Origin of the sequence: Jeotgalibacillus haloalkalitolerans (assembly GCF_034427455.1) — a bacterium.
GTDB classification, from domain to species: domain Bacteria; phylum Bacillota; class Bacilli; order Bacillales; family Jeotgalibacillaceae; genus Jeotgalibacillus; species Jeotgalibacillus haloalkalitolerans.
On the sequence record NZ_JAXQNN010000001.1, the window covers coordinates 247,883 to 269,885 of the forward strand.

Genomic DNA, 22,003 nt, shown 5'->3' on the forward strand with positions numbered 1-22,003 from the left:
TTCCCGCCCAGCTTGTAGCGATACACCCGGGAACCTGTCGCTTTCCCTCCGCCGCTTGTAGCAATCTCACATTTCTGTTGTCGTGTCCGCCAAAAAGGCTGATCTTCCGCCGCTCTGCGCAAACCAATTATCCCCGGTGCTCAACCGCCAGACTGCACAAAAAAGCGCACTTATCTGAAAGTGCGCTTTTCAACGTATTGATCTGTGCAATGCCGGTTAAACCAGTTCCGGTTTACGTGTCTCCGCCGCTGCAAGTCCTGCTTTATTCAGGAAGTTCCATGGCTGGTTAAAGTGCGGCTGGAAGAAGAAGTCGACAAAGCCGAGTTCATCGATTGTCATGCCAGTCTGAATGCAGACGCTGAGTGTGTTAATTGACTGTGTCACATCCGCTTTTGATAAGACCTGTGCGCCAATGATCTTGCGGCTTTCAGGAAGATAGCTGACCTTCAGCAGCACATCCTCTGCTGTCGGCATAAATTCAGGACGGTGCTTTTCTAAGATTGTGACACTTTTCACATGAATGTCCGCAGCTTTTGCACTGGTTTCAGTTAAGCCTGTTGATGCCATATTCAAGTCATAAATGTGAAGCCCTGACGTACCTTGCGTACCAACATTTTTCATGACCGGCTCAATCAGGTTGCGTGCAACGAGCGTACCCATTCTGACTGCGTTTGTTGCAAGCGGAATATAGGCAGCCTGGCCAGTCGGGTTATATTTCACTGCACAGCAGTCGCCGGCTGCAAGAATATCAGGATCACTTGTACGCATATAGTCATCCACTTTAATTGCCCCATTTGGCAGCATATCCACTTTTCCTTTTAAAAGCTCAGTATTCGGGCGGAAACCGACACACATAATGACCAGGTCGGTCTCAACGCGTCCTGCATTCGTAACAACGGCCTCAACAGATGTTTCACCTTCAAAACGTGTTACGGTCTCACCAAGTCTAAGCTCAACGCCGCGGTCAATGAATGCCTGTTCCACCTGATCTGTAAATTCCTCATCAAGATATTTATTCAAAATACGGTCTACACCGTCAATGAGCGTTACTTTCTTACCTGCCTGCTGAAATGCTTCAACAAGCTCAACTCCGATATAGCCTGCTCCTACAACAGTTACATGTTTTACGTCACGTGACTTCTCAATAATTGTATTTGCCTGGTTGAAGTTCTTCGCTAACAGAATATTATCGAGCTTTATGCCATCAATTGGCGGAATGATTGGCCAGGAGCCGGTAGACATCACAAGCTTATCGTAGCTGTCATTCACCTCTTCACCAGTGACAAGATTTAACGCTTTGATCTGCTTGCGCGCAGTATCGATTTCCTGCACGGCATGCTGCATTTTCATCGTAACACCAAGACTTCTCAGCTGTTCAGGTGAGCTGTAGAAAAGCCCCTGCGGATCTTCAACGACACCGCCGACATATAATGCTAAACCACATGATAGAAAGGACACATTATCGTTTTTCTCATAGACTGTAATATCTGCATCAGGATACATATTGGCCATATTCGTTACAGCTGCTGTCCCAGCGTGAGTACTTCCGATTACTGCGATTTTCATGGAAAAATTCCTCCTATATTTTATATTGTGAAAAACTTCACAATAACTGATTGATTTAAGTATACGACGGGTTGGAATGGAATGCAAGTATTTTGTTCAGTATTTCACAATCGGTTTGTACAGCGTATTTTTAATGGTAGTATTAGGGTAAAGATAAGAAACTAAATAATTTGTTCATTAAAGGGAGTGCAGGTATGCAAAGGTTTGTAATTGGTCTTGATCTTGGTACAACCAGTGTGAAAGCAGTGATGTTTTACCGGGATGGAAAAGTAAAAGCTGAAGCGGAACAGTTAATTAAAACAGTTTATTCAACAGATGGGTATGCAGAGCAGGATCCGGAGGTGATCGTATCATCTGCAGTGTTTGCGTTAAAAAGTGTGCTGGATAAAGCGAATGTCAGCGCAGAAGATATTCTGGGCATTGGTTTTTCAAGTGCCATGCACTCTTTGATCTGCACTGATGGGAATGGCCGGGCGCTTTCAAAAGCAATGATATGGGCAGATGGAAGAGGCCGACAGCAGGCAAAAGATTTGATGGAATCAGAAGGGGCTGCTTTTTATAAACGTACAGGTACGCCCATCCATCCAATGTCTCCTTTAACAAAGCTGATGTGGATGAAGGAGACAGGCTATGGCCCTTATTTACAGGCTGAATATATGATGTCAATTAAAGAATATATCATCTTTCAGTGGTTTCAAGAGCGGGCGATTGATTATGCAATGGCTTCAGCGACTGGCATGCTGGATGGTCGGACCTTGCGATGGGATAGAGAAATACTTGAAACCGCAGGCATCAGAGAAGAGCAGCTGGGTACACCGGTATCGCCTGATTACCAGCTGGGTGAACTGAACCCTGTTATCGCGGGCTATTTAAAGCTTCCAGCGCACATACCATTTGTGATTGGATCGGCTGACGGGCAGCTTGCCAACCTTGGCAGCAGCGGACTTGAAGAAAATTGTCTCACCATTTCAGCCGGTACGAGCGGGGCAGTACGTAAATGGACAAACAGCTTTACTGTCAGTGAAGGTCAGGAAGTGTTCTGTTATGCATTTACGCCGGATCATTATATTACAGGCGGTCCTACCAACAATGGAGGGGTTGCAATCGACTGGCTCAAAAAGACCTTTAATTATCCTGGCACATATGAAGAGCTGATCAATGAAGCAGCAGCGGCACCCACAGGAGCAGATGGATTAATTTTTTTACCGTATATTAACGGAGAGCGTGCACCACTTTGGGATCAAGATGCAAGAGGAAGCTTAATCGGTCTTTCGATTTCACACGGGGTTCCACACTATGCGAGGGCTGTGCTCGAAGGTATTACATTGAATCTGTATCAGATCTATCTTTCTCTTGGTGCCGCCGGAGAAGAGGCAGAAGTGATTTACGTTAACGGGGGTTTATCCCGGTCAGCACTTTGGGTCCAAATTCTTTCGAATATCTTTAATAAACCGGTTCAGTGTACAGAAAGTCACCATAGTGCTGCCTGGGGAGCTGCATGGTTAGTGTTAACTGCTCTGGGAGAAAAAGAATCACTGGATCAGATTAAAGAAAATATTCCTTTAGGAGAACGGTTCGAACCTGATGAAGATCAGCATGAAGAATATAGGAAGATTTACGAACGCTACAGCAGGCTGGTTGAGGTGATGACTGTATAAATGTAAAAGTGATATTGATTTCATTTCCAAGCGCTAGGTTCCCGGGGGCATAAGCCACGCAGCGGTAAACGGTAAAGGTCACCCGTTATCCGCTCCGCGTCTTATGCTTGTCGGAGCTGACCAAGCGCCTTCCACCTTTCATGAGATCCAGCTCCAGCAGGCAGGTCCTCGAGTCATAAGCTGCGATGAGAAAATGGGAAAGGTCACCCATTTCTCTCATCACATCTTATGCTTGTCGGACCTAAACGCCTGCCTCCGCTTTTCAGTGTTCCACGTGAAACATTTTCAGATTTTTTGCGCAATGATTTGTATCACGTGTGAAAGCCCGTTATGCAGCTTTCCTTCCTGTCTAGTGACCTCGCCGGTAAAGAAGTGAATAATTCTCCAGTCTTTAAATGTCTCAAGTATTTCTCCTGCATCATATAGAAATTCTTCCTTTGGAGGACCTCCTGTTTTGTAAGGAAGCTGGTGCTTCGAATACACTTCGCTGATATAATAGCCGCGGGGTTTGATTGTGTTTTTGATTCCCTCAAGCATTGACTCTCTGCCTGCAGGATCAATATGACCAAATACGTTAATTACCGCGTCATACGATTCAGGTGTCCAGTCTGCATCGGTAAGATCAGCCAGAGCGGTTTTTATCTCTACATGTCTTTCAGCGGCCAGTGACTGCGTTTTTTTGAGACCTTCTGCTGAATAATCCCATGCCGTAACGCTGAGTCCTTTTTCAGCCATAAACACAGCATTTCTGCCTTCTCCTTCAGCTACCGCTAACACAGAACCTCTTCTTAAATTCAGCTTTTTCTGCGCGAAAACGATAAATTCGTTAGGTTCTTTTCCGTAAATATACGTTTTGTTTTGAAACCTTCTATCCCATGCATTCATTTGATCACTCCTCCTCTGAATTATAATGGTTCTGAACAGTAATCTCATTTGTAAGCGGTTATAATGAACGTACATTAACGATACAGGAGGGGTTCTGATGAAGAAAACATGGTGGAAGGAAGCGGTTGTCTATCAGGTATACTGGCGCAGCTTTTATGACAGCAATGGTGATGGGTTTGGAGACCTCCGGGGTGTGCTTGAAAAGCTGGATTACATAAAGATGCTTGGTGTGGATGTGATCTGGCTGAATCCGTTTTATGAATCACCCGACCGTGATAACGGCTATGACATTTCAGACTATGAAGCTGTGATGGAAAAAGCGGGTGATCTGGATACTTTCAAAGAACTGCTGGAAGCAATTCATGCTAAAGGGATGAAGGTGATCATGGATCTAGTGGTTAATCACACATCCGATCAGCATCCATGGTTTCTGGATTCCAAATCCTCAAAAGACCATCCGAAACGTGACTGGTATATCTGGCGCGAAGGAAAAGAAGATGGACCACCGAATAACTGGCGCTCATACTTTGAACCATCAACGTGGACGAAGAGTGAAGAAACCGGTGAGTATTACTTTCATTCTTTTGCAAAAGAGCAGCCTGATCTGAACTGGGAGAACACTGAAGTAAGGCGGGAGATCTACCGTATGATGCGTTCATGGCTCGATCTTGGCATTGACGGATTCAGAATGGATGTGATTAACCTGCTTGCAAAACAGGAAGGCTTCCCGGATGCAGACAACCCTGATCATATCAGTTATCTCGCTGATAACCCGGGTATTCACGATTATCTGCAGGAAATGAACAGAGAGGTGCTATCTCATTATGACGTGATGACAGTCGGAGAGATTCCATTTGTCAATCCAGATACCGGCCTTTTATATGTTCATGAAGACCGGAACGAATTGAATACCCTGTTTCATTTTCAGGTGGCGGATGAAATGCCGGTGATGGATCTGCCGAAGTATAAGGAAATCCAGGAGAATTGGTATAAAGGTATTTTTGAAAAAGGCTGGAACTCTCAGTTTTTAAATAATCATGATCATACGCGACAGGTGACCCGCTACGGAAATGATGGGAAATACCGCACAGAATCAGCCAAGCTGCTTGGTATTATGCTTCATACACTGCCTGGTATGCCATACATTTATCAGGGTGAAGAGATCGGCATGACTGGTGTCCGCTTTGATTCAATAGAGGACTACAATGACATTGCGATGAAAAATAAATATAAAGAAGAAGTGGAAAAGGGAAGAGATCCGGAAGAAGTATTTGAGGACCTTCTGCTGCTCAGCCGGGACAATTCCCGTACACCAATGCAGTGGAATGACAAAGAAAATGCCGGCTTTACAAAAGGGAAGCCGTGGATCAGGGTGAACCCCAACTATCAGGAAATCAATGTGGAACAGGCGCTTGCTGATCAAAGCTCTGTATTCTATACGTACCAGAACCTGATCGAACTGCGCAAAGAGCATCCCGTAATGGTTTATGGTGATTATGAGGATCTCTCAAAAGGGAAAGAACCGCTGTACATGTATAAAAGAGTATATAAAAATACGTCATGGCTAATTGCATTGAATCACTCGGATCAGTCACTTTCATTGGAAAGCCCTAAAGCCTATGCAGGTGAAGCAACTCGTCTTGTGATCGGTAACTATAAAGTCGACGCTGCAGCAAGGTCTGTAATGCCTGAGACGCTCGACTTAAAACCATATGAAGCCCGTGTATATGAGTTTGTATCAGCAGATTAACAAAAAGACAGCGCAGGTGCGCTGTCTTTTTGTTCACTTACATTAAACCCGCAGGCTGTAGAGCTCAAGCTCAGACTCTACCCATTTCGAATAATCAATTAGCGTTTCAAATTGCTGCTTATTAAATGTGCGCGGCAGATAATCAGTTATGCAAAGCGTTCCGATCATTTCACCCATTGAGATAAGCGGGATGCCGGCATAAAACTGAAGTCCGCTCATTTTAAAGAATTCACGGATTTCTTCATCAGGATGCTCAGCCATGTTTTCGATGATCAGTGCTTCCTGCTGTCTGATCACATAATCGCACAGTGTCTGGTCACGTGGAACTTCTCTGATCGTCTGCACAGGTTCAGGAAGCCCGATACATGACTTAAACCATTGGCGCTTGTCGTCTATGATTGAGATAAAACAGATCGGGACATGAAAGGCATTCTGAATGATTCTGGTGATGCGGTCAAACCGTTCCTCAGCAGGTGTGTCCAGAATCTGAAGCCGTTCAATTTCCTTCAGCCTGCTTGCTTCATCCACAGTATCCTTCGTCACAGCGGCTTCAAGATATCCATGATTTTTCTGCAGGATATAGTCAAAGAAATGCTCAATTGTACTTTTGATCTTTTCAAGTGGCAGCGGTCTGCTGAAATAATAGCCCTGAATTTCATCACAGCCGAGGCTTGTCAGAATGTCAAATTGTTCTTTTGTTTCCACTCCCTCAGCGGTCACATAGAGGTTGAGTTTTTTAGCGAGCTGGATAATAAAATGTACAATGCTGATGTCCTTTTCGCTATGGTGCTGGTCAATCTGTGAGATGAATGAACGGTCAATTTTAATTCCATCGAGTGAAAAGCTTCTAAGATAATTTAAAGATGAATAGCTTACACCAAAATCATCAATGACGACCCGAAAACCGATCTTTTTTAAATGCTCAATAATTTCCATGCCTTTAATCGGGTCTGCCATCAGCATATTTTCTGTAATCTCGATCTCAAGACTGGCAGGATCCACTCCGCATTCATTTATTATCGTAATGAAATGATTTTCAATTAATTCAGGTTCAAATAAAGCAGCAGACAGGTTAATTGACGTTCTTGCATTTTTAAAAAGTTCAGGTGTCTGCTTAATATCAGCGCACACTTTATATACGACTGTCCTGGTTACATCCTGAATAAGCGTGGTTTTTTCAGCAACCGGAATAAATTTAAGGGGCGGCACTGTTCCGAGTACCGGGCTGAACCATCTGACGAGCGCTTCATAGTGTACCTGGTTTGTGTGGGCATCTAATTTCGGCTGATAATATACAGTCAGCTCATCCTGCTCAAGTGCTTTATATAACTCGGCTTCCATAATGGCTTCATCTTTATTAGCCTGCAGGTGATTTTCTGTTTTAAACAGGCGGATAGAGTTCCTACCCTCGCGTTTTGCTTCAACCATTGCCGCGCAGGCATTTGTTATCAATGAATTCGAGTGACCCGGGCTCATACAGATTCCTATGCAACCTGTAACCGGGATCGAGACACTTTTCACTTCATAAGTAAATGCTGATAAAGATGAAAGGATCGTTTCAGCAAGATCATAGACCTCATCTTCAATGAGCTCACGTACAGCGATGATAAACTCATCACCATCTATTCTTCCTAAAATTGACCCGGGCGGTAAAAGTACCCCTGTCTGTTTAGCGATTTTCTTCAGTAATTCGTTCGTCTCTTCAATCCCAAGCCACTCATTGATTAATTTAAAGCGGTCAATATTTAAATATAAAATTGAAAGCTTTGTATTCTCCATTCTGGATAGCTCAGCTTTTACCTTGAGCATGCTTGGAAGCCCGGTTAAATAATCAATATTTTCGATCGAGGCGAGCAGCTTGGCAGATGTTGAATCTGAAAGGTCGTCTGTCAGACCGATAATGTATCTGACATGTCCATAACGGTCGGTGATTGGCATAAGAGCTGAGGCAGCATACTCAGAAATGTTAGAGAGCTTGTTCATCTGGTCGGAATAAAATACAGGCTCACCTGTAGAAGCCACTTCATCGTACTGACTGATGAGAGGAGCTGCAACTTTTTCATCATAGATGTCATGAATATAACGGTTCTTCCAATCTTCCGGAAGTGAAGCGAGTCGCACCGCTTCAGGTGTAACATCTTTATATTTATAGCCCTGCGTGTCCACTTCCATCAGGAAAACCATTTTGTAGAGACCGGCAAAGAAGTTAAACAGGTACTGGGGATCTGCTTTCAAGTGTTCCATGCATTTTCCTCCTCTTAACACACAACCAGTTTATATAAGAAACAATTAATTATTTCTATCATAATTCGAATAGTGACGTATGTCACGATTATATTGCGTGTAAGGTGTAGAAAGATACATTCTAATACAAGTCTAAAGGATGAATTTTAGTGTTTCATGGGGGCTTGCACGATTTGTTAAAATAAAGATAAAAAGCAATTTGGAGTGAGGGGCTTGAATGTAAAAAAACTGAACCATCTGGAGATTAACATTTCAGGGACTTCGGGGACATCTTATCGCACGATTATTGATTTTGAGAAAAGCTATATACTCAGGTCCGGGATCGTCAATAATGAAAAAGTTGACCTGAAGCCTGCTATGCTGAATGACATTGAAAAGGATAGGTTGAGAGAAAAGCTTTCACACCTATCGATTGAATCGCTAAAGCATATACAGGGGAGAGTAAAAGAGAACTCGGAGCTGTACTGGCAGGTAATTGCCACGGGTGACGATGAAACGCTGCAGGAGGTTGGTGTGAACCAGCTCCCGCTTGAGTGGAATAATTTTTTCAGGCTGCTTCCATAGGCAGCCTTATCTCTTCGCATATTTTGAAACAATAAAGGCAAGGTCATCATTCCCGAACACCTGTAATACATTAATCAATGTGCCGGAATCAACCATCATATCAAACACTTCACTCTCTTCCTTCAGCTTTTGCAGCAGGCTGTTAGGCGGCTGCGCGGGATAGGCTTCGTGATAGATTTTTTCAGGGTCCAGGTTATGCTCGTGGCACCACTGGATGAAAATACGTACCATTACCTCTTCATCTTCCTGATACTGCTTGATAATATAAGCTTCTTTTTCTTTTTGATTCATAAAGCAGCCTCCTTTGCTCTTTCTTAATAGTGTAATGGAGAAGGAGTAAAACGGGAAGCAGGAGAAGGAATTCTCATTAATTCTATAGAATCATGTTAGGAGGAGGGATGAAAATGGCAATTAATGTGTATATGGTTTTTGATGGTGATGCCTATGAAGCGATCCGCTATTATGAGAAAGTATTTGATGCTGGTAAAGCAGAAATTATGACGTTTGGTGAAGCACCGCCACATCCTGAATATCCGCTGCCGGAAGAGGCAAAACAAAGGGTCATGCATGGCCGGCTTGAGATCAACGGAAGCGATGTGATGTTTTCGGATACATTTCCCGGTTCAATCCTGAATAAAGGCGATAACATTACGCTTGCTGTTGTACTGGAGGATGAAGAGACATTACGCACGCAATTTAACCGTTTAAAAGAAGGTGGAGTGGTTCAGATGGAACTTCAGGAAACATTCTGTAGTAAGCTGTATGGACAGGTCATTGACCGCTTTGGCATCTCGTGGCAATTCAATCTGGGGGAATAGCATCAATGTGTCCCGGGTGGTTTCAATATCCGGAGCCGTGGGTAAATATCCTTTGTGACCACGTAAAACAACGGTGGAGTGGCGGAGAAATGAACCGCTATTTTGCTGCATTGTAGTGACTGCCGGGAAGACAGCGGCTTTCTTAAAGAAAAAGGATCCAACCACCCGAATTGGCGATTAAGAGGGCATACATTCTTCCCCATATAAATGAAATTGCGAACATCTCTGGTGACAGCCAGAGATTTTTTCGCGTTTTAAGCCGCAATGATCAAAAATCCAAGAGCCGCAAAAAGGGTACCACCTGAAAATGTCATCAGTAAATACAAGGCTGCGCGCAGCCGCTTCTTTTCATCAAAAAGCTTAACTGCTTCAGTCTGCATCGTTGAAAAAGTCGTAAATGCGCCGAGGAAACCTGTTGCAAAAAGTGCATTGAATGCTGATGAAAGCTCAAAGCCAATCGTCATACCAAGCAGAAAAGAACCGAGTAAATTCACCAGCATTGTACCAAACGGCATAAATGGAGACGTTCTGTTCCCATATGTCGAAAGTAAATATCTCGCAATTGCCCCGAAAAATCCGCCAGCCCCAAGTAGTAATAGGTTCATAAATCTCCACCTGCCTTCTGACCAACCTTCATGCCGCTATAGGCAAATAAAAAACCGCCAGCCAAGCTGATCAGGAAATAAATAATGGCAAACCAATATTGTTCACCCTGTAAAAAACTGAATAATTCTGCACTGACAGCTGACAGCGTTGTAAAAGATCCAATCATCCCGGTCGTCATTCCAAGTCTGACGCCACGGTTGATCTTGAGTGGAGCGGTTGACAGCAGTCCAAGTAAAAATGAACCGAGAAGATTTACGATTAATGTCGAAAAAGGGAAACTGCTTTGGATCAGTGTATTAGCTAACGCCCTCAGCAATACACCGGCAGCCCCGCCAAGACCAACCCACAATAGGTTCATGTACATCACCTGCTCATTATCTGTTTTTTAATCAACCAAAAGGAGATTTTAATAAACTAAAACAAAAATAAAGCCGTCATTAATGCTGACGGCTTGCTGAATAGCTGAATGAATTCGCTGCCTGCTTCACTTTCTCATAAGCTTCATCCATTGATTCAGCCGTAATGAATGTATGCTTGCCATCCTGCGAGCTGATTGAATGCTCATATCTTGGATCGTAATAATGTAATAGTAATAGTTTTACGGCTTCTTCATAATGCTGTTTTGTCAAAAGAGCACGTATTTCCCGGGAAATTGGCGTGTGAATTCTGCGTTCGATCTTTTCGAATGCCTCCATAAATTGTGCCGGTGTCTGATCAGGCTGATAATCCTGTAAGATATTTTTAACGCGTACTTCAGCCGGTAGGTCAAGAAACAGCTGAGGTGCTTTTTCTTTTTTTTCATGAAGGAAATCAGGCATATGAACGCGGCCGATTCTTCTGCTCTCGCCTTCAATCAATATATAAGGAGAATTTTGCAGTTTTCTCAATTCTGTAATCAACAAGGAATCGAATTTCTTCTGGTTGCTTGGTTCTAAACCGATTTGTCCAAAAATTGATCCGCGATGACCAGCCATTTTTTCAAGATCAATCACAGGATAGCCTTCATCTTTCAGCCGATTTAATAACACTGTTTTTCCAGAACCGGTGTAACCGTTCAGTACGAGCAATTCAGGATTGAATTCATATGCTTCCAGAGACTGGACGACCCACTGTCTATATGTCCGAATACCTCCAGTCAAACGGTTCACATCAATACCCATCAGCTCAGTTGTGGTAGCTGCCGTTTTACTTCTCATCCCTCCACGCCAGCAAAACACAGAAACCGGACCGCCTAACGCTTTGAACTGCTTCACAAATTGAGGCAATTTTGCAGAGAAAATCTCAAGGCCGCGTTCCTTTGCTGCTTCCTGTCCAACCTGCTTATAGATCGTTCCGATTTCTGCACGTTCTTCATTATCAAAAACGGGTATGTTGACACTACCCGGAATAGAGCCTTCTTCAAATTCACCCGGAGAGCGGACATCAACCAGAATTCTGTCGTTATTTTCATGTGCTTTCATTAAATCATTTAAGCTGATTTCTCTTGTCACGACTGTTTCACCTTCCGACTTATGATTGTATACTGATTTTCCCGCTATGTTCGTCGATCACTTCTCCGATGATATGCGCATCAACCTTCTGGTCACGCAGCTTTGCGAGGAGGTCATCCGCTTCATGTTCAGACACGGAAATTAACAGTCCGCCCGATGTCACCGCATCACATAAAATATAGCGGTCAATCTGGTCCATTTCTTCCGGGAACCTCACTTTACCATCTAAATGTGCGTAATTGTTTTTCGTACCACCAGGAATTGTACCGCCTTCAGCGAGTTCACGGACGCGTGGCAGAACAGGAACCTGACTGCTATAAATGCGGATTCCAGCTTCGCTGCCCGCTGCCATCTCTGAAGCATGTCCAAGCAGCCCGAAACCTGTAACATCCGTTGCTGCATGTACATCAAAACCAGCCATCGTTTCAGCAGCTGTCTTATTGAGCGTTGCCATTACCCTTGTTACATTATGCGTTTCTTCCTCACTCAATAATCCATTCTTCAGGGCAGTTGTTGAAATTCCGACACCGATCGGTTTTGTCAGAATCAGTTTATCACCGGGTTTTGCACCGGCATTCGCTCTTACTTTATCAGGATGTACGGTTCCGGTTACAGCCAGTCCGAATTTCGGCTCCTGATCATCAATGGAATGTCCGCCTACAAGTGTTACACCGGCTTCTTTCAGTTTGTCACCAGCTCCGCGAAGGATATCAGTCAGAATACTTTTATCAAGCGTTGAGATAGGAAATGCAACAATATTTAATGCAGTCAGCGGTGTGCCGCCCATTGCGTAGACATCGCTAATTGCATTTGCAGCAGCAATCTGTCCAAAGTCATAAGGATCATCGACGATTGGTGTAAAGAAATCCAGTGTCTGCACAAGCGCCGTATCTTCATTAATTTTATAAACGCCGGCATCATCACTCGTATCAAGACCAACGAGTAAATTTGGGTTGGCTTCTGCCTGTGGAAGATTTTTCAGTACCTGTGACAGATCAGCAGGACCGATTTTACAGCCGCAGCCGCCTTTAGAAGAAAGTGAAGTAAGCTTGATTGTGTTTGTCATATATATCAACCTTTCATATCAATTCATTCCTTTAAGTTTAGCACAAATTGAAAAGCTTCATTCGATATAAAGATTCCGATAAAGCAATTAACTTGCAACGGTAAGCGATACATGTTTTAATATAAAGCGTAATGGTTACGATTTAAATAAACGGGAGGTACTTATATATGAAACAAAACACACACCCTGACTATCGAAAGGTAGTATTCATGGATACAAATAGTGGATTTAAGTTTTTGACTGGATCAACGAAAGGTTCGAATGAAACAATAGAATGGGAAGACGGTAACACTTATCCTCTATTGAAGGTAGAAGTAAGTTCAGATACCCATCCTTTCTATACTGGTCGCCAAAAATTCGCTGACAAAGACGGGCGTGCTGAAAGATTTAAAAAGAAATATAATCTTTAACAAACATTTACTGCTGCATCGAATATTGATGCAGCAGTATTTTTGTCTATTTACGAAAACTTTTCGTAAATTTCTTCGAAAAACACGAATAAATCTGAAAATAATGTATTGACAGCGCTTTATTTTGAGTATAGAATCCAAATTAACGAAACATTTTATTTAAATAAAAAACAAAACGAAAAAATTTCGTAAGTTTTTGAGGATGGTGGCTATGAGAAAGTTTCCTGAGAATTTTGTCTGGGGTACTGCAACCTCTTCCTTTCAAATAGAAGGTGGAAGAGAGTCAAGAGGAGAGTCAATCTGGGATCAGTTTTGTAAGAACCCGGGTAAGGTGTTGAATGGTGATCATGGTGAAGTTGCATGTGACCATATCAACCGTTATAAAGAGGACGTTCAATTAATGAAAGACTTGAATGTTCCATGGTACCGCTTTTCGATTTCATGGTCGAGAGTATTCCCGAATGGTGACAGAGTCGTAAATGAAGAAGGTCTTCAGTTCTACGATAACCTGTTAACTGAACTTGAGAAGCAGGGTATTAAGCCGGCTGTTACGCTTTATCACTGGGACCTGCCACAGGCGCTTCAGGATAAAGGCGGCTGGATGAACAGAGACATCGTTGAAGAGTTTGCTCATTACTGTGACGTCATTTTCGATCGTTTCGGTGACAGAGTGTCTAACTGGATTACACATAACGAACCATGGGTAGTGAGCTGGCTTGGTTACGGTTCAGGTGAACATGCACCGGGTTACCGCGATATACCTGCATTTTTGAAGGCTGCACACCACGTGCTATTGTCACACGGAGTGGTTGTTAAACGCTTCAGAGAAAGACAGCTTCCGGGTGAGATCGGAATTACATTAAATCTGAATTCTTCTTATCCATTTGATGAAAACGCTTCATCAGCTGAAGCAACAGTCAGATGGGACGGCTTCCTGAATCGCTGGTTCCTTGATCCGGTATTCAAAGGACATTATCCTGCTGACATGCTTGAACACTACAGTGTTTATACAGATTTCTCTTTCGTAAAAGACGGAGACCTGGAAACAATGTCAGCTGCTGTAGATTTCCTTGGTATTAATTATTATTCAATTTCCTACCTGACACATCAGCCGGGGGCATGGCTTGAAGCAGGACATGAGAGCGGCGGCCACAGACGTACGTCAATGGGCTGGGAAGTATACGCAAAAGGATTATCTGATCTGCTTATCAGATTGAAAAATGATTATGACAATCCTGTCATCTATGTCACTGAAAATGGAGCGGCGTACGATGATGTAGTAACAAACGGAGAAGTTCAGGATCCGGATCGTGTTCAGTACCTGCAGGAGCATTTGGATGCGTGCCTGGATGCGATTGATGCGGGCGTTGATTTAAAGGGGTACTTCGCCTGGAGCTTCCTTGATAACTTTGAATGGGCATTCGGCTATTGCAAACGCTTTGGCCTGGTATATGTTGATTTTGAAACACAGCAAAGAATTCCGAAAGAAAGTGCAAAATGGTTTCAGCAGGTAATTGTGAACAATGGGTTAAAGATTCAACAACAATATACTTAAGGGGATGAAGGAATGAAAAAGGTACTAAAGGCAGGACTAGTAGCTGGGGGAGTTATGGCAATACTTGCAGGATGTTCAAGTGATGAAGCAGACAGCGGCACTTCAGGCAGCGGCGGCGGTTCAGAAACAATTGATATGTGGGTATTCGGTACAACAGGTTATGAAAAACTTGCGGATGCTTATATGGAAGAAAATCCGGATGTAAAGATCAACGTCCAGACGACTGAAATGGGTGACCACCACAATAACTTATTCACTGCATTATCTGCAGGTCAGGGTGCACCTGATATCGCGATGATCGAGGTTGGGGAAATTGAGCGTTATCGTGAAGCACAGGACCGTTTTGTAAACCTGTATGACCTTGGTGCAGGAGACGTTCAGGATAACTATCTTGACTGGGTATGGAACGTGGGTGGAAGTGCTGACGGCGAATTCCAATTTGGACTTCCAACTGATATCGGCCCAACTGCAATGTACTACCGTACAGATGTAGTATCAGAAGCAGGTTATCCAACTGATCCGGCAGAACTTGCTGCTGAAGTTGATACTTGGGATAAATACGCAACATTTGCAAAAGACATTGCTGAAGCAACAGGCAAGCCGGTTGTAGATAATGCAGAGCTGATCTTTAACGCTAAGCGTGACCAGGCATCTGAACATTACTTTAACCGTGACAATGAACTGATTGTTGAAGAAAATGCTGAAATCCGCGAAGCATATGATTACACAGTAGACCTGATTAATGCAGATGCTGTTGGAAACATGCCGCTTTGGACACCTGAATGGGGCCAGGGAATGGCTGAAGGTTCTTACGCAACACTTCTTGGACCAGCCTGGATGCAGGGTGTAGTAAAAGGAAATGCACCTGATGCTTCAGAGTGGATGATCACAACAATGCCTGAAGGTGCAGGTAACTGGGGTGGTTCTTACCTGACAATCTCTGAAGAGTCAGATAAGCAGGAAGAAGCTTACGCATTCATCGAGTGGTTAGTATCTCCTGAAAACCAGCTTGAATCATTCAAGGATATGGGTCTGTTCCCATCAACTCCTGAAACTTATGCTGCAGAAGAATTCACAAATTACTCTGATGAGTACTTTGGAGGAATCAACACAGCAGCAGTATTCGCAGAAGCTGCTGAGCAAGTAAATGATGTATATAAAGGACGTAACTACCTGCTTGTACAAGGTGAAATCATGACGGCGCTTAATAACGTATTAAGCAGCGGTGGAGATCCTGACCAGGAGTGGGAAGATGCAATGGAAAGAATCAAACAGCGTCTTGAGCGTGAGTAGATAGGATTCATGAAGGGTGAGGTCCGCTTTAGCCGGTTCCTTGCCCTTTTTATTAAAAGGAGATGACCTTGTAAAATGGTATCGAAATCTGAGAAATACACTGAGAAAAAAGCAAGGCGATCTTTAAGTGAAGAAAAACGTCATAGTATTGCAGGCTACCTGTTTGTCTCTCCGTTTTTCATTCTCTTTGCGATTTTCGGCTTATTCCCGATGCTGTTCAGCTTCTATCTGGCTTTCTTTAAGTGGAACGGCCTTGGAGAAATGACGTATAACGGTATTAACAACTTCACAATTATTTTTAACGATCCGATTTTTTGGAAGTCAATTTATAACACAGTTATCATTGGACTTTTGGGAACGGTGCCGCAGTTGATCGTAGCATTTTTACTGGCATATGCACTGAATTCACAGGTTCTCCGCTTCAAAAATACATTCAGAGTAGCGATCTTCATGCCATACGTTACATCAATTGTAGCTGTGGCGATTCTATTCAGTATTATCTTTAACAATCAATCTTTCGGATTAGTTAACAGCTTCCTGGGCATTTTTGGTGTAGAGCCAATTGTCTTTACGCAGTCTGAGTGGGGTGCGAAAATTGCGATTGCAGCGATGATCTTCTGGCGCTGGGTTGGTTATAATACGATCATTTACCTTGCAGGGATGCAGAGTATTTCAAATGATTTATATGAAGCTGCAAAAATTGATGGGGCAACACTTACACAGCAGCTGCGTTATATTACGCTGCCAATGCTGAAGCCTTTCGTATTGTTTACTGTATTTATGGGAACAATCGGATCACTTCAGATCTTTACAGAGCCATTAATCTTCTTTGGTGGAAACCTGCGTGAAGAAGGAATTACAGTAGTAGCGTATCTGTATCGTGACGCTTTTGAAAATAACTTCTTTGGCACAGCATCAGCAGTAGCAATTGTACTGTTTGCGATTATCATGGTGTTCTCAGTTATCAACCTGTTAGTTACAAACCGGCTTGGCCGCGGGAAAGCGAGGAAGGCTTAAATGAAACAAGTAGCAATTAATCAACCTAAAAAGCAGCCGGGAAGGTTTATCCTTTATGGCTTACTGATTTTCGCCGGACTCGTGTCACTTTTCCCGTTCTACTGGATGTTTGTCATGGCGACTCAGCCAAACCACGTGATTAACCAGACACCGCCTGCGTTATTACCTGGTGCAGAGCTTGTCACGAACTTTACGAATGTGCTTGGGACAATTGATTTCTTCGGTGCGATGATGAATTCACTGATTGTCTCAGTGGCAGTTACAGCCGGAAGTCTTTTCTTATGCTCATTAGCCGGCTTTGCTTTTGCGAAGCTTAAGTTTAAAGGACGTGACGTACTGTTTGTGCTGATTCTGATCACAATGATGATTCCGCCTCAGCTTGGATTAATTCCAACCTACTACATCATCAGTCAGCTTGGCTGGTTGAGTGACCTTAAGGCAATCATCGTACCGGGTCTGATCAATGCGTTCGGAATCTTCTGGATGCGCCAGTATATCAAAGAAGCTGTACCTGATGAGCTGATTGAAGCAGCACGTATTGATGGATGCTCGATTTTCAGAGTTTACTGGAACATTGTAACACCGGCAATCCTGCCAGCATTCGCAACACTTGGAATCATCGTATTCATGAATGTATGGAACGATTTCCTATGGCCGTTAGTGGTACTTCAGGACCAGTCGAGCCACACATTGCAGGTAGCGCTTCGTGCGTTAAGTGATTCTTATAACCGTGATTATGGTATGATATTATCAGGTACATTCTGGGCAACAGTACCATTAATCATTGTCTTCCTGCTATTCAACAAAGCCTTTATCAGCAGTCTTACACAAGGGGCTGTAAAGAGTTGAGTGTGCTGAGGACCGGGGAGTCTAGGAAAATGAAGGTAACCATTAAAGATATCGCCAAATTAGCCGGCGTTTCTCAGGCTACTGTTTCTAAAATTATTAATAACTATCATGATGTCGGGCAGGAAACGCGAAAGCGCGTCATAGAAATTATGGAGCGCGAAGGATATCGTCCTTCCCAGTCACGTATGATCAACGATAAAAAAACCAACGTAGTTGGTGTAGTATTTGCCGGACGGGTTAACGCAGATTTAACCCATCCGGTTTTTGTTGAAGTGCTGAACGAATTTAAAAAAACAATTGGCCAGTTAGGCTATGATCTTATTTTATTTTCTAACGAACAATTTTTCGAGGTGCGTGAAAACTACCTCGCCAGATGCCAGCACTTTGACGTGGATGGCTGTCTGATTATTGCAGGTGATCAGGTTGAGTCCTCTGTATATGAGCTTGATCAGAGTCCAATTCCATGCGTGGGTGTGGATATCGAACTGACTGGACCATTTTCAAGCTATGTTATGAGTGACAGCAACAGCATCGCTGCCAAAGTTGTTGAACACTTTTACCTGAACGGCCACCGGAAGATTGCCTATATCGGCGGAACGAACGGCTCTCTGGTGGCAGATTCCAGGCTGAATGCCTTCAAACAGACGCTTAAATATTACGGTCTGCCAATGAAGGATGAATGGTTTTACGAAGGGGACTTCTTTGAGCAGAGCGGTTATAACGGAATGAATCACCTGCTCGATCAGGAGGATGTGCCAACAGCTGTGTTTGCCAGCGCAGACCTGATGGCAATCGGTGCGATGAAGGCGGCGAAGGAACGCGGACTTCATGTGCCTGATGACATCTCGATTATCGGCTGTGATGATATTCTGCCTGCGAGATACGTAGAGCCACCGCTTACTACAATCAGACAGGATAAAGCGAAAATGGGTAAAATGGCTGCCCACATTTTACTTGATCTGATTAAAAACCATATTGAGTCCAGTACAGTGGCTGTAGAACCTGACCTGATTGTCAGACATTCCACCGGCGCTGCACTGCAGACGAATAACTGACGAACTGCCAGCTGCAAATCAGCTGGCAGTTTTATTATGCGTGCTAACCACAATGGACAGCATTTGCAGCACCATTAGAGTTATGCAAATATAAAATAAAAAGCTTATTTCGTTGAAGGGAGTGAAGGCAGATGGGTGAAAAAGTATTTCTTATTCACGGCTTTAATAAAGGTGCAGCAGATATGTATCCACTCGAGCATTTCCTCAGTCAGATGGTATATGACTGTATTACCCTCTCATTTCAATTACGATTTCACCACTTTGACGAAGCAGCATCAGTCCTTCAGTCGCTGTTAAAAGAAAAAATAAGGGATGGGGAAAAGGTATATTTGATCGGTCACAGTACTGGAGGCATTGTGATTCGTAAGGTGCTTTCAGATCCTGAGTGTGCCGGGAAGGTTTCGCGTGCCGTACTGATTGCCACACCGAATCAGGGAAGCGGACTGGCGGGTGCGGCCCACCTGATCCGTCCTTTCACGCTGATTTATAAAACTCTATTTTCAATTACACCTGCCTATATGAAAAAATATACATTTGCTGTTTCAAATGTTGAGATTGGAGCGATTGCCGGAGATCACGCCGGGCTTTTACTTGGAAAGATGCTCAGGCAGCGCAATGACGGCCGGGTTGAAACAGCTTCTGTCTGGATGCCGGAGATGAAAGACTTTCTGATCCTGCCATACCATCACAAACAGATCCATCATCAGCCCGAAACTGCGAAGCTCATCCACCGCTTTTTCCAGACCGGCAGCTTTCATTAACATATTGTATTGCCTGATACTTCAGGATTTCTGATATAGTTAAGAAAAAGAGTAACGGGGCTGATGACATGGAAGAACATAAGATCATTGAACGTCTTCAGGCACATGAGCCGATCATTCTCGGAGAAGAAGCAGTCCGTCATTATTCCATTATGATTCCTTTTATCAAGAAGGAAGATGGTCTTCATCTGCTGTTCGAAGTACGTTCACTTACAATGCGCAGACAGCCTGGAGAGGTGTGCTTCCCCGGTGGAAGAGTTGACAGTGACGATGACAGCGCGAAAGGTGCTGCAATCCGGGAAGCGCAGGAAGAGCTGGGCTTGTGTGATACATCAATCGGACGGGTCTATTCATTCGGGAAACTCGTCTCACCATTTGGCATGACGATCAGCACATACGTTGGGTTTTTGGATAACGAATCTGAAATTGAACCTAATCCGGCCGAGGTCGAAGAGGTGTTCACTGTTCCACTGAGCTATTTTTTAAACGAAAAGCCCGATGAACATATTATACGGGTTGAAGTAAAGCCGGATGAGGGCTTTCCTTATGACCTGATTGCAAATGGCCGTGAATATAAGTGGCAGACAAGACAGTATTCTGAGTACTTCTACCATTATGAAGGCAGGGTCATCTGGGGATTGACTGCGCGCGTTCTGAAGGAGTTTGTAGATAAGGTTCTAAAGGGAGAATAAAGAGTTCCATCCGGCAGTTCAATGTCTGCCTGATGGAGCTTTTTTTATTTGGGTAATTTGGCCTGAAGTGTCGAACGTCTGGCGATGAGTGTTGAACATGCAGCTTTAAGTGTCGAAGTGGAGGTGTTTTGCGTCGAACCCCCAAAAACACATGCCGAACAATCGGGATTCAAGCTCGAACCTGCCACATTCATTTCTATGAAAAATCAATTCTTTCTGAATTTTTTCACTTTAGCACTTTTAATCATTAAAACTTCTGTGTACAATTGTTCAAATAAAGAACCAATAAAGGAGTTATGACAGATGAAGACAAAAGCATTAGAAATTGTAAAAAGCCAACAGCTGAAAGCGAAGCCATCTGCGGGGGTTCCTTTTGGTACTACGTTCACAGATCATATGTTTATCATGGATTATGAAGAAGAAAACGGGTGGCACGATGCGCGTATTACCCCTTACTCACCGCTCACACTCGATCCTGCAGCAATGATTTTCCACTACGGACAAACAATCTTCGAAGGGTTAAAGGCATACCGTACGGAAGATGACCGGATTTTATTATTCCGTCCTGAAAAGAATTTCGAACGCCTGAACCTTTCCGGAGAGCGTCTGAGCATTCCGCCGGTAGACGAGGAACAGGTGCTTGAGTACTTAAAAACGTTGATAGAGCTTGAAAAAGACTGGGTGCCGACTGCGCCGGGACATTCTCTTTATATCCGTCCATTTATCATTGCGACTGAGCCGAACCTTGCTGTTAGTCCATCAAAAACATACAGAATGATGATTCTGCTTTCTCCGGTAGGACCTTATTTCCCTGGTGGTTTGAAGCCTGTCACCATTCATGTTGAACAGGAATTCACACGTGCGGTAAAAGGCGGTACAGGCATGGCCAAGACAGCAGGGAATTATTCTTCAGGCTATCAGGCGCAGGCCGGTGCCAAAAAAGCCGGAAATGCTGACGTACTCTGGCTTGATGGGATTGAAAAGCGCTATATTGAAGAAGTGGGCAGTATGAATATTTTCTTTAAAGTCAACGGGGAAATCGTAACGCCTGCGCTCAGTGGCAGTATCTTAAAGGGTGTCACACGTATGTCTATTATTGAAGTATTAAAAAGCTGGGATGTGCCTGTTACAGAACGCCGCATTGCGATCGACGAACTTTATGACCTGTATGAAAAAGGACTTGTTGAAGAAGCGTTTGGTACCGGTACAGCCGCAGTCATCTCACCAGTTGGCGAATTGAACTGGGGAGATAAAAAGATGGTTTTCAACAACCACGAAATTGGCGAGGTGTCACAGAAACTATATGACACCATTACAGGTATTCAGACAGGCAGACGACCTGACGATTTCAATTGGACAGTTGAGGTAAAATAACTTTATCAAAACGCTTTCCCTGATGTAAAATAACACTCAGGGAGGGCGTTTTTTTATGGTATATGTCGCATTAATTATGACAGCAATGATGCTTGTATTAATTATTACTGTTGTCATGAACAATAATAAGAAAATCCATCAGGATGTCGCAGGCAGACTGAGTAATGATAAGAAACTTGAACAGCAGGTGGTTAACCTGATCAGAAGCGGTCAGGACCAGGAAATCATTGTACGGTTTGTCAGAGATGAGACGGGTCTGAATCAGCCGGAAGCACAAAGCTATATCCGCAAACTGCAAACTGAGCGTGGGCTGTAACTGGTTTAAGCATCCGGATAGTGGGAAAAGACTT

Annotated in this window: 22 protein-coding genes; 14 read left to right on the top strand and 8 right to left on the bottom strand. The window is 43.6% G+C overall.

Annotation, left to right across the window (positions count from 1 at the left end):
- Positions 1 to 216: 216 nt before the first annotated feature.
- The gene (locus UFB30_RS01275; protein ID WP_322419857.1) at positions 217 to 1,566 is read right to left on the bottom strand and encodes an FAD-dependent oxidoreductase; all 1,350 of its coding nucleotides are present in this window, start codon (positions 1,564 to 1,566) and stop codon (positions 217 to 219) included.
- 194 nt (positions 1,567 to 1,760) lie between these two features.
- Here UFB30_RS01275 and UFB30_RS01280 point away from each other — a divergent pair, with 194 nt between their 5' ends.
- Positions 1,761 to 3,224: a gluconokinase gene (locus UFB30_RS01280; RefSeq protein WP_322419858.1), complete on the top strand. Its 1,464-nt coding sequence runs from the start codon at positions 1,761 to 1,763 to the stop codon at positions 3,222 to 3,224.
- Positions 3,225 to 3,509: 285 nt separating this feature from the next.
- Here UFB30_RS01280 and UFB30_RS01285 read toward each other — a convergent pair whose 3' ends face one another.
- Positions 3,510 to 4,109, bottom strand: coding sequence for a class I SAM-dependent methyltransferase (locus UFB30_RS01285; RefSeq protein ID WP_322419859.1), 600 nt, complete (start codon positions 4,107 to 4,109; stop codon positions 3,510 to 3,512).
- 97 nt (positions 4,110 to 4,206) lie between these two features.
- Between UFB30_RS01285 and UFB30_RS01290 the strand changes: the two genes are divergently transcribed.
- Positions 4,207 to 5,859 (top strand): glycoside hydrolase family 13 protein, encoded by a 1,653-nt coding sequence (locus UFB30_RS01290; protein ID WP_322419860.1) that lies wholly within the window; start codon positions 4,207 to 4,209, stop codon positions 5,857 to 5,859.
- Positions 5,860 to 5,901: 42 nt separating this feature from the next.
- Here the strand turns inward: UFB30_RS01290 and UFB30_RS01295 are convergent, their stop codons facing one another.
- Entirely contained in the window at positions 5,902 to 8,103 is a 2,202-nt protein-coding gene (locus UFB30_RS01295; protein ID WP_322419861.1) for an EAL domain-containing protein, read from the bottom strand.
- A gap of 213 nt (positions 8,104 to 8,316) precedes the next feature.
- Between UFB30_RS01295 and UFB30_RS01300 the strand changes: the two genes are divergently transcribed.
- Positions 8,317 to 8,667, top strand: coding sequence for a hypothetical protein (locus UFB30_RS01300; protein WP_322419862.1), 351 nt, complete (start codon positions 8,317 to 8,319; stop codon positions 8,665 to 8,667).
- Between the two features lie 6 nt (positions 8,668 to 8,673).
- Here UFB30_RS01300 and yxiS read toward each other — a convergent pair whose 3' ends face one another.
- A complete protein-coding gene (gene yxiS, locus UFB30_RS01305) occupies positions 8,674 to 8,958 on the bottom strand; it encodes a protein YxiS (RefSeq protein WP_322419863.1) in 285 nt (94 codons plus the stop codon).
- A gap of 113 nt (positions 8,959 to 9,071) precedes the next feature.
- Between yxiS and UFB30_RS01310 the strand changes: the two genes are divergently transcribed.
- A complete protein-coding gene (locus tag UFB30_RS01310) occupies positions 9,072 to 9,485 on the top strand; it encodes a VOC family protein (protein WP_322419864.1) in 414 nt (137 codons plus the stop codon).
- A 254-nt stretch (positions 9,486 to 9,739) separates the two neighbouring features.
- Here the strand turns inward: UFB30_RS01310 and UFB30_RS01315 are convergent, their stop codons facing one another.
- The 4 genes from UFB30_RS01315 to selD form a co-directional block, all read right to left on the bottom strand.
- Complete coding sequence (locus UFB30_RS01315; protein ID WP_322419865.1) at positions 9,740 to 10,090, bottom strand: fluoride efflux transporter FluC; 351 nt, start codon at positions 10,088 to 10,090, stop codon at positions 9,740 to 9,742.
- Positions 10,087 to 10,449: a fluoride efflux transporter FluC gene (locus UFB30_RS01320; protein ID WP_322419866.1), complete on the bottom strand. Its 363-nt coding sequence runs from the start codon at positions 10,447 to 10,449 to the stop codon at positions 10,087 to 10,089. Before UFB30_RS01320 ends, UFB30_RS01315 begins: the two co-directional genes overlap by 4 nt.
- Before the next feature lie 79 nt (positions 10,450 to 10,528).
- Entirely contained in the window at positions 10,529 to 11,581 is a 1,053-nt protein-coding gene (mnmH, locus tag UFB30_RS01325) for a tRNA 2-selenouridine(34) synthase MnmH (protein WP_322419867.1), read from the bottom strand.
- Positions 11,582 to 11,600: 19 nt separating this feature from the next.
- Entirely contained in the window at positions 11,601 to 12,647 is a 1,047-nt protein-coding gene (selD, locus tag UFB30_RS01330; RefSeq protein WP_322419868.1) for a selenide, water dikinase SelD, read from the bottom strand.
- Between the two features lie 167 nt (positions 12,648 to 12,814).
- Here selD and UFB30_RS01335 point away from each other — a divergent pair, with 167 nt between their 5' ends.
- The 10 genes from UFB30_RS01335 to UFB30_RS01380 all read left to right on the top strand — a co-directional run bounded on the left by UFB30_RS01335 (position 12,815) and on the right by UFB30_RS01380 (position 21,969).
- Positions 12,815 to 13,057 carry a type B 50S ribosomal protein L31 gene (locus UFB30_RS01335; protein ID WP_322419869.1) on the top strand — a complete coding sequence of 81 codons (243 nt, stop codon included), beginning with the start codon at positions 12,815 to 12,817 and terminating at the stop codon, positions 13,055 to 13,057.
- Between the two features lie 211 nt (positions 13,058 to 13,268).
- Positions 13,269 to 14,612 carry a GH1 family beta-glucosidase gene (locus tag UFB30_RS01340; protein WP_322419870.1) on the top strand — a complete coding sequence of 448 codons (1,344 nt, stop codon included), beginning with the start codon at positions 13,269 to 13,271 and terminating at the stop codon, positions 14,610 to 14,612.
- Between the two features lie 12 nt (positions 14,613 to 14,624).
- Positions 14,625 to 15,905 carry an ABC transporter substrate-binding protein gene (locus tag UFB30_RS01345; RefSeq protein WP_322419871.1) on the top strand — a complete coding sequence of 427 codons (1,281 nt, stop codon included), beginning with the start codon at positions 14,625 to 14,627 and terminating at the stop codon, positions 15,903 to 15,905.
- A 75-nt stretch (positions 15,906 to 15,980) separates the two neighbouring features.
- Entirely contained in the window at positions 15,981 to 16,922 is a 942-nt protein-coding gene (locus UFB30_RS01350; RefSeq protein WP_322419872.1) for a carbohydrate ABC transporter permease, read from the top strand.
- Complete coding sequence (locus tag UFB30_RS01355; RefSeq protein ID WP_052268793.1) at positions 16,923 to 17,771, top strand: carbohydrate ABC transporter permease; 849 nt, start codon at positions 16,923 to 16,925, stop codon at positions 17,769 to 17,771.
- Positions 17,772 to 17,800: 29 nt separating this feature from the next.
- Positions 17,801 to 18,826, top strand: coding sequence for a LacI family DNA-binding transcriptional regulator (locus tag UFB30_RS01360; protein ID WP_322419873.1), 1,026 nt, complete (start codon positions 17,801 to 17,803; stop codon positions 18,824 to 18,826).
- Positions 18,827 to 18,957: 131 nt separating this feature from the next.
- Entirely contained in the window at positions 18,958 to 19,587 is a 630-nt protein-coding gene (locus tag UFB30_RS01365) for an esterase/lipase family protein (RefSeq protein ID WP_322419874.1), read from the top strand.
- A gap of 68 nt (positions 19,588 to 19,655) precedes the next feature.
- Complete coding sequence (locus UFB30_RS01370; protein WP_322419875.1) at positions 19,656 to 20,279, top strand: NUDIX hydrolase; 624 nt, start codon at positions 19,656 to 19,658, stop codon at positions 20,277 to 20,279.
- A gap of 303 nt (positions 20,280 to 20,582) precedes the next feature.
- Positions 20,583 to 21,653: a branched-chain amino acid aminotransferase gene (locus UFB30_RS01375; RefSeq protein ID WP_322419876.1), complete on the top strand. Its 1,071-nt coding sequence runs from the start codon at positions 20,583 to 20,585 to the stop codon at positions 21,651 to 21,653.
- 55 nt (positions 21,654 to 21,708) lie between these two features.
- Positions 21,709 to 21,969: a hypothetical protein gene (locus UFB30_RS01380; RefSeq protein WP_322419877.1), complete on the top strand. Its 261-nt coding sequence runs from the start codon at positions 21,709 to 21,711 to the stop codon at positions 21,967 to 21,969.
- Positions 21,970 to 22,003 lie beyond the last annotated feature (34 nt).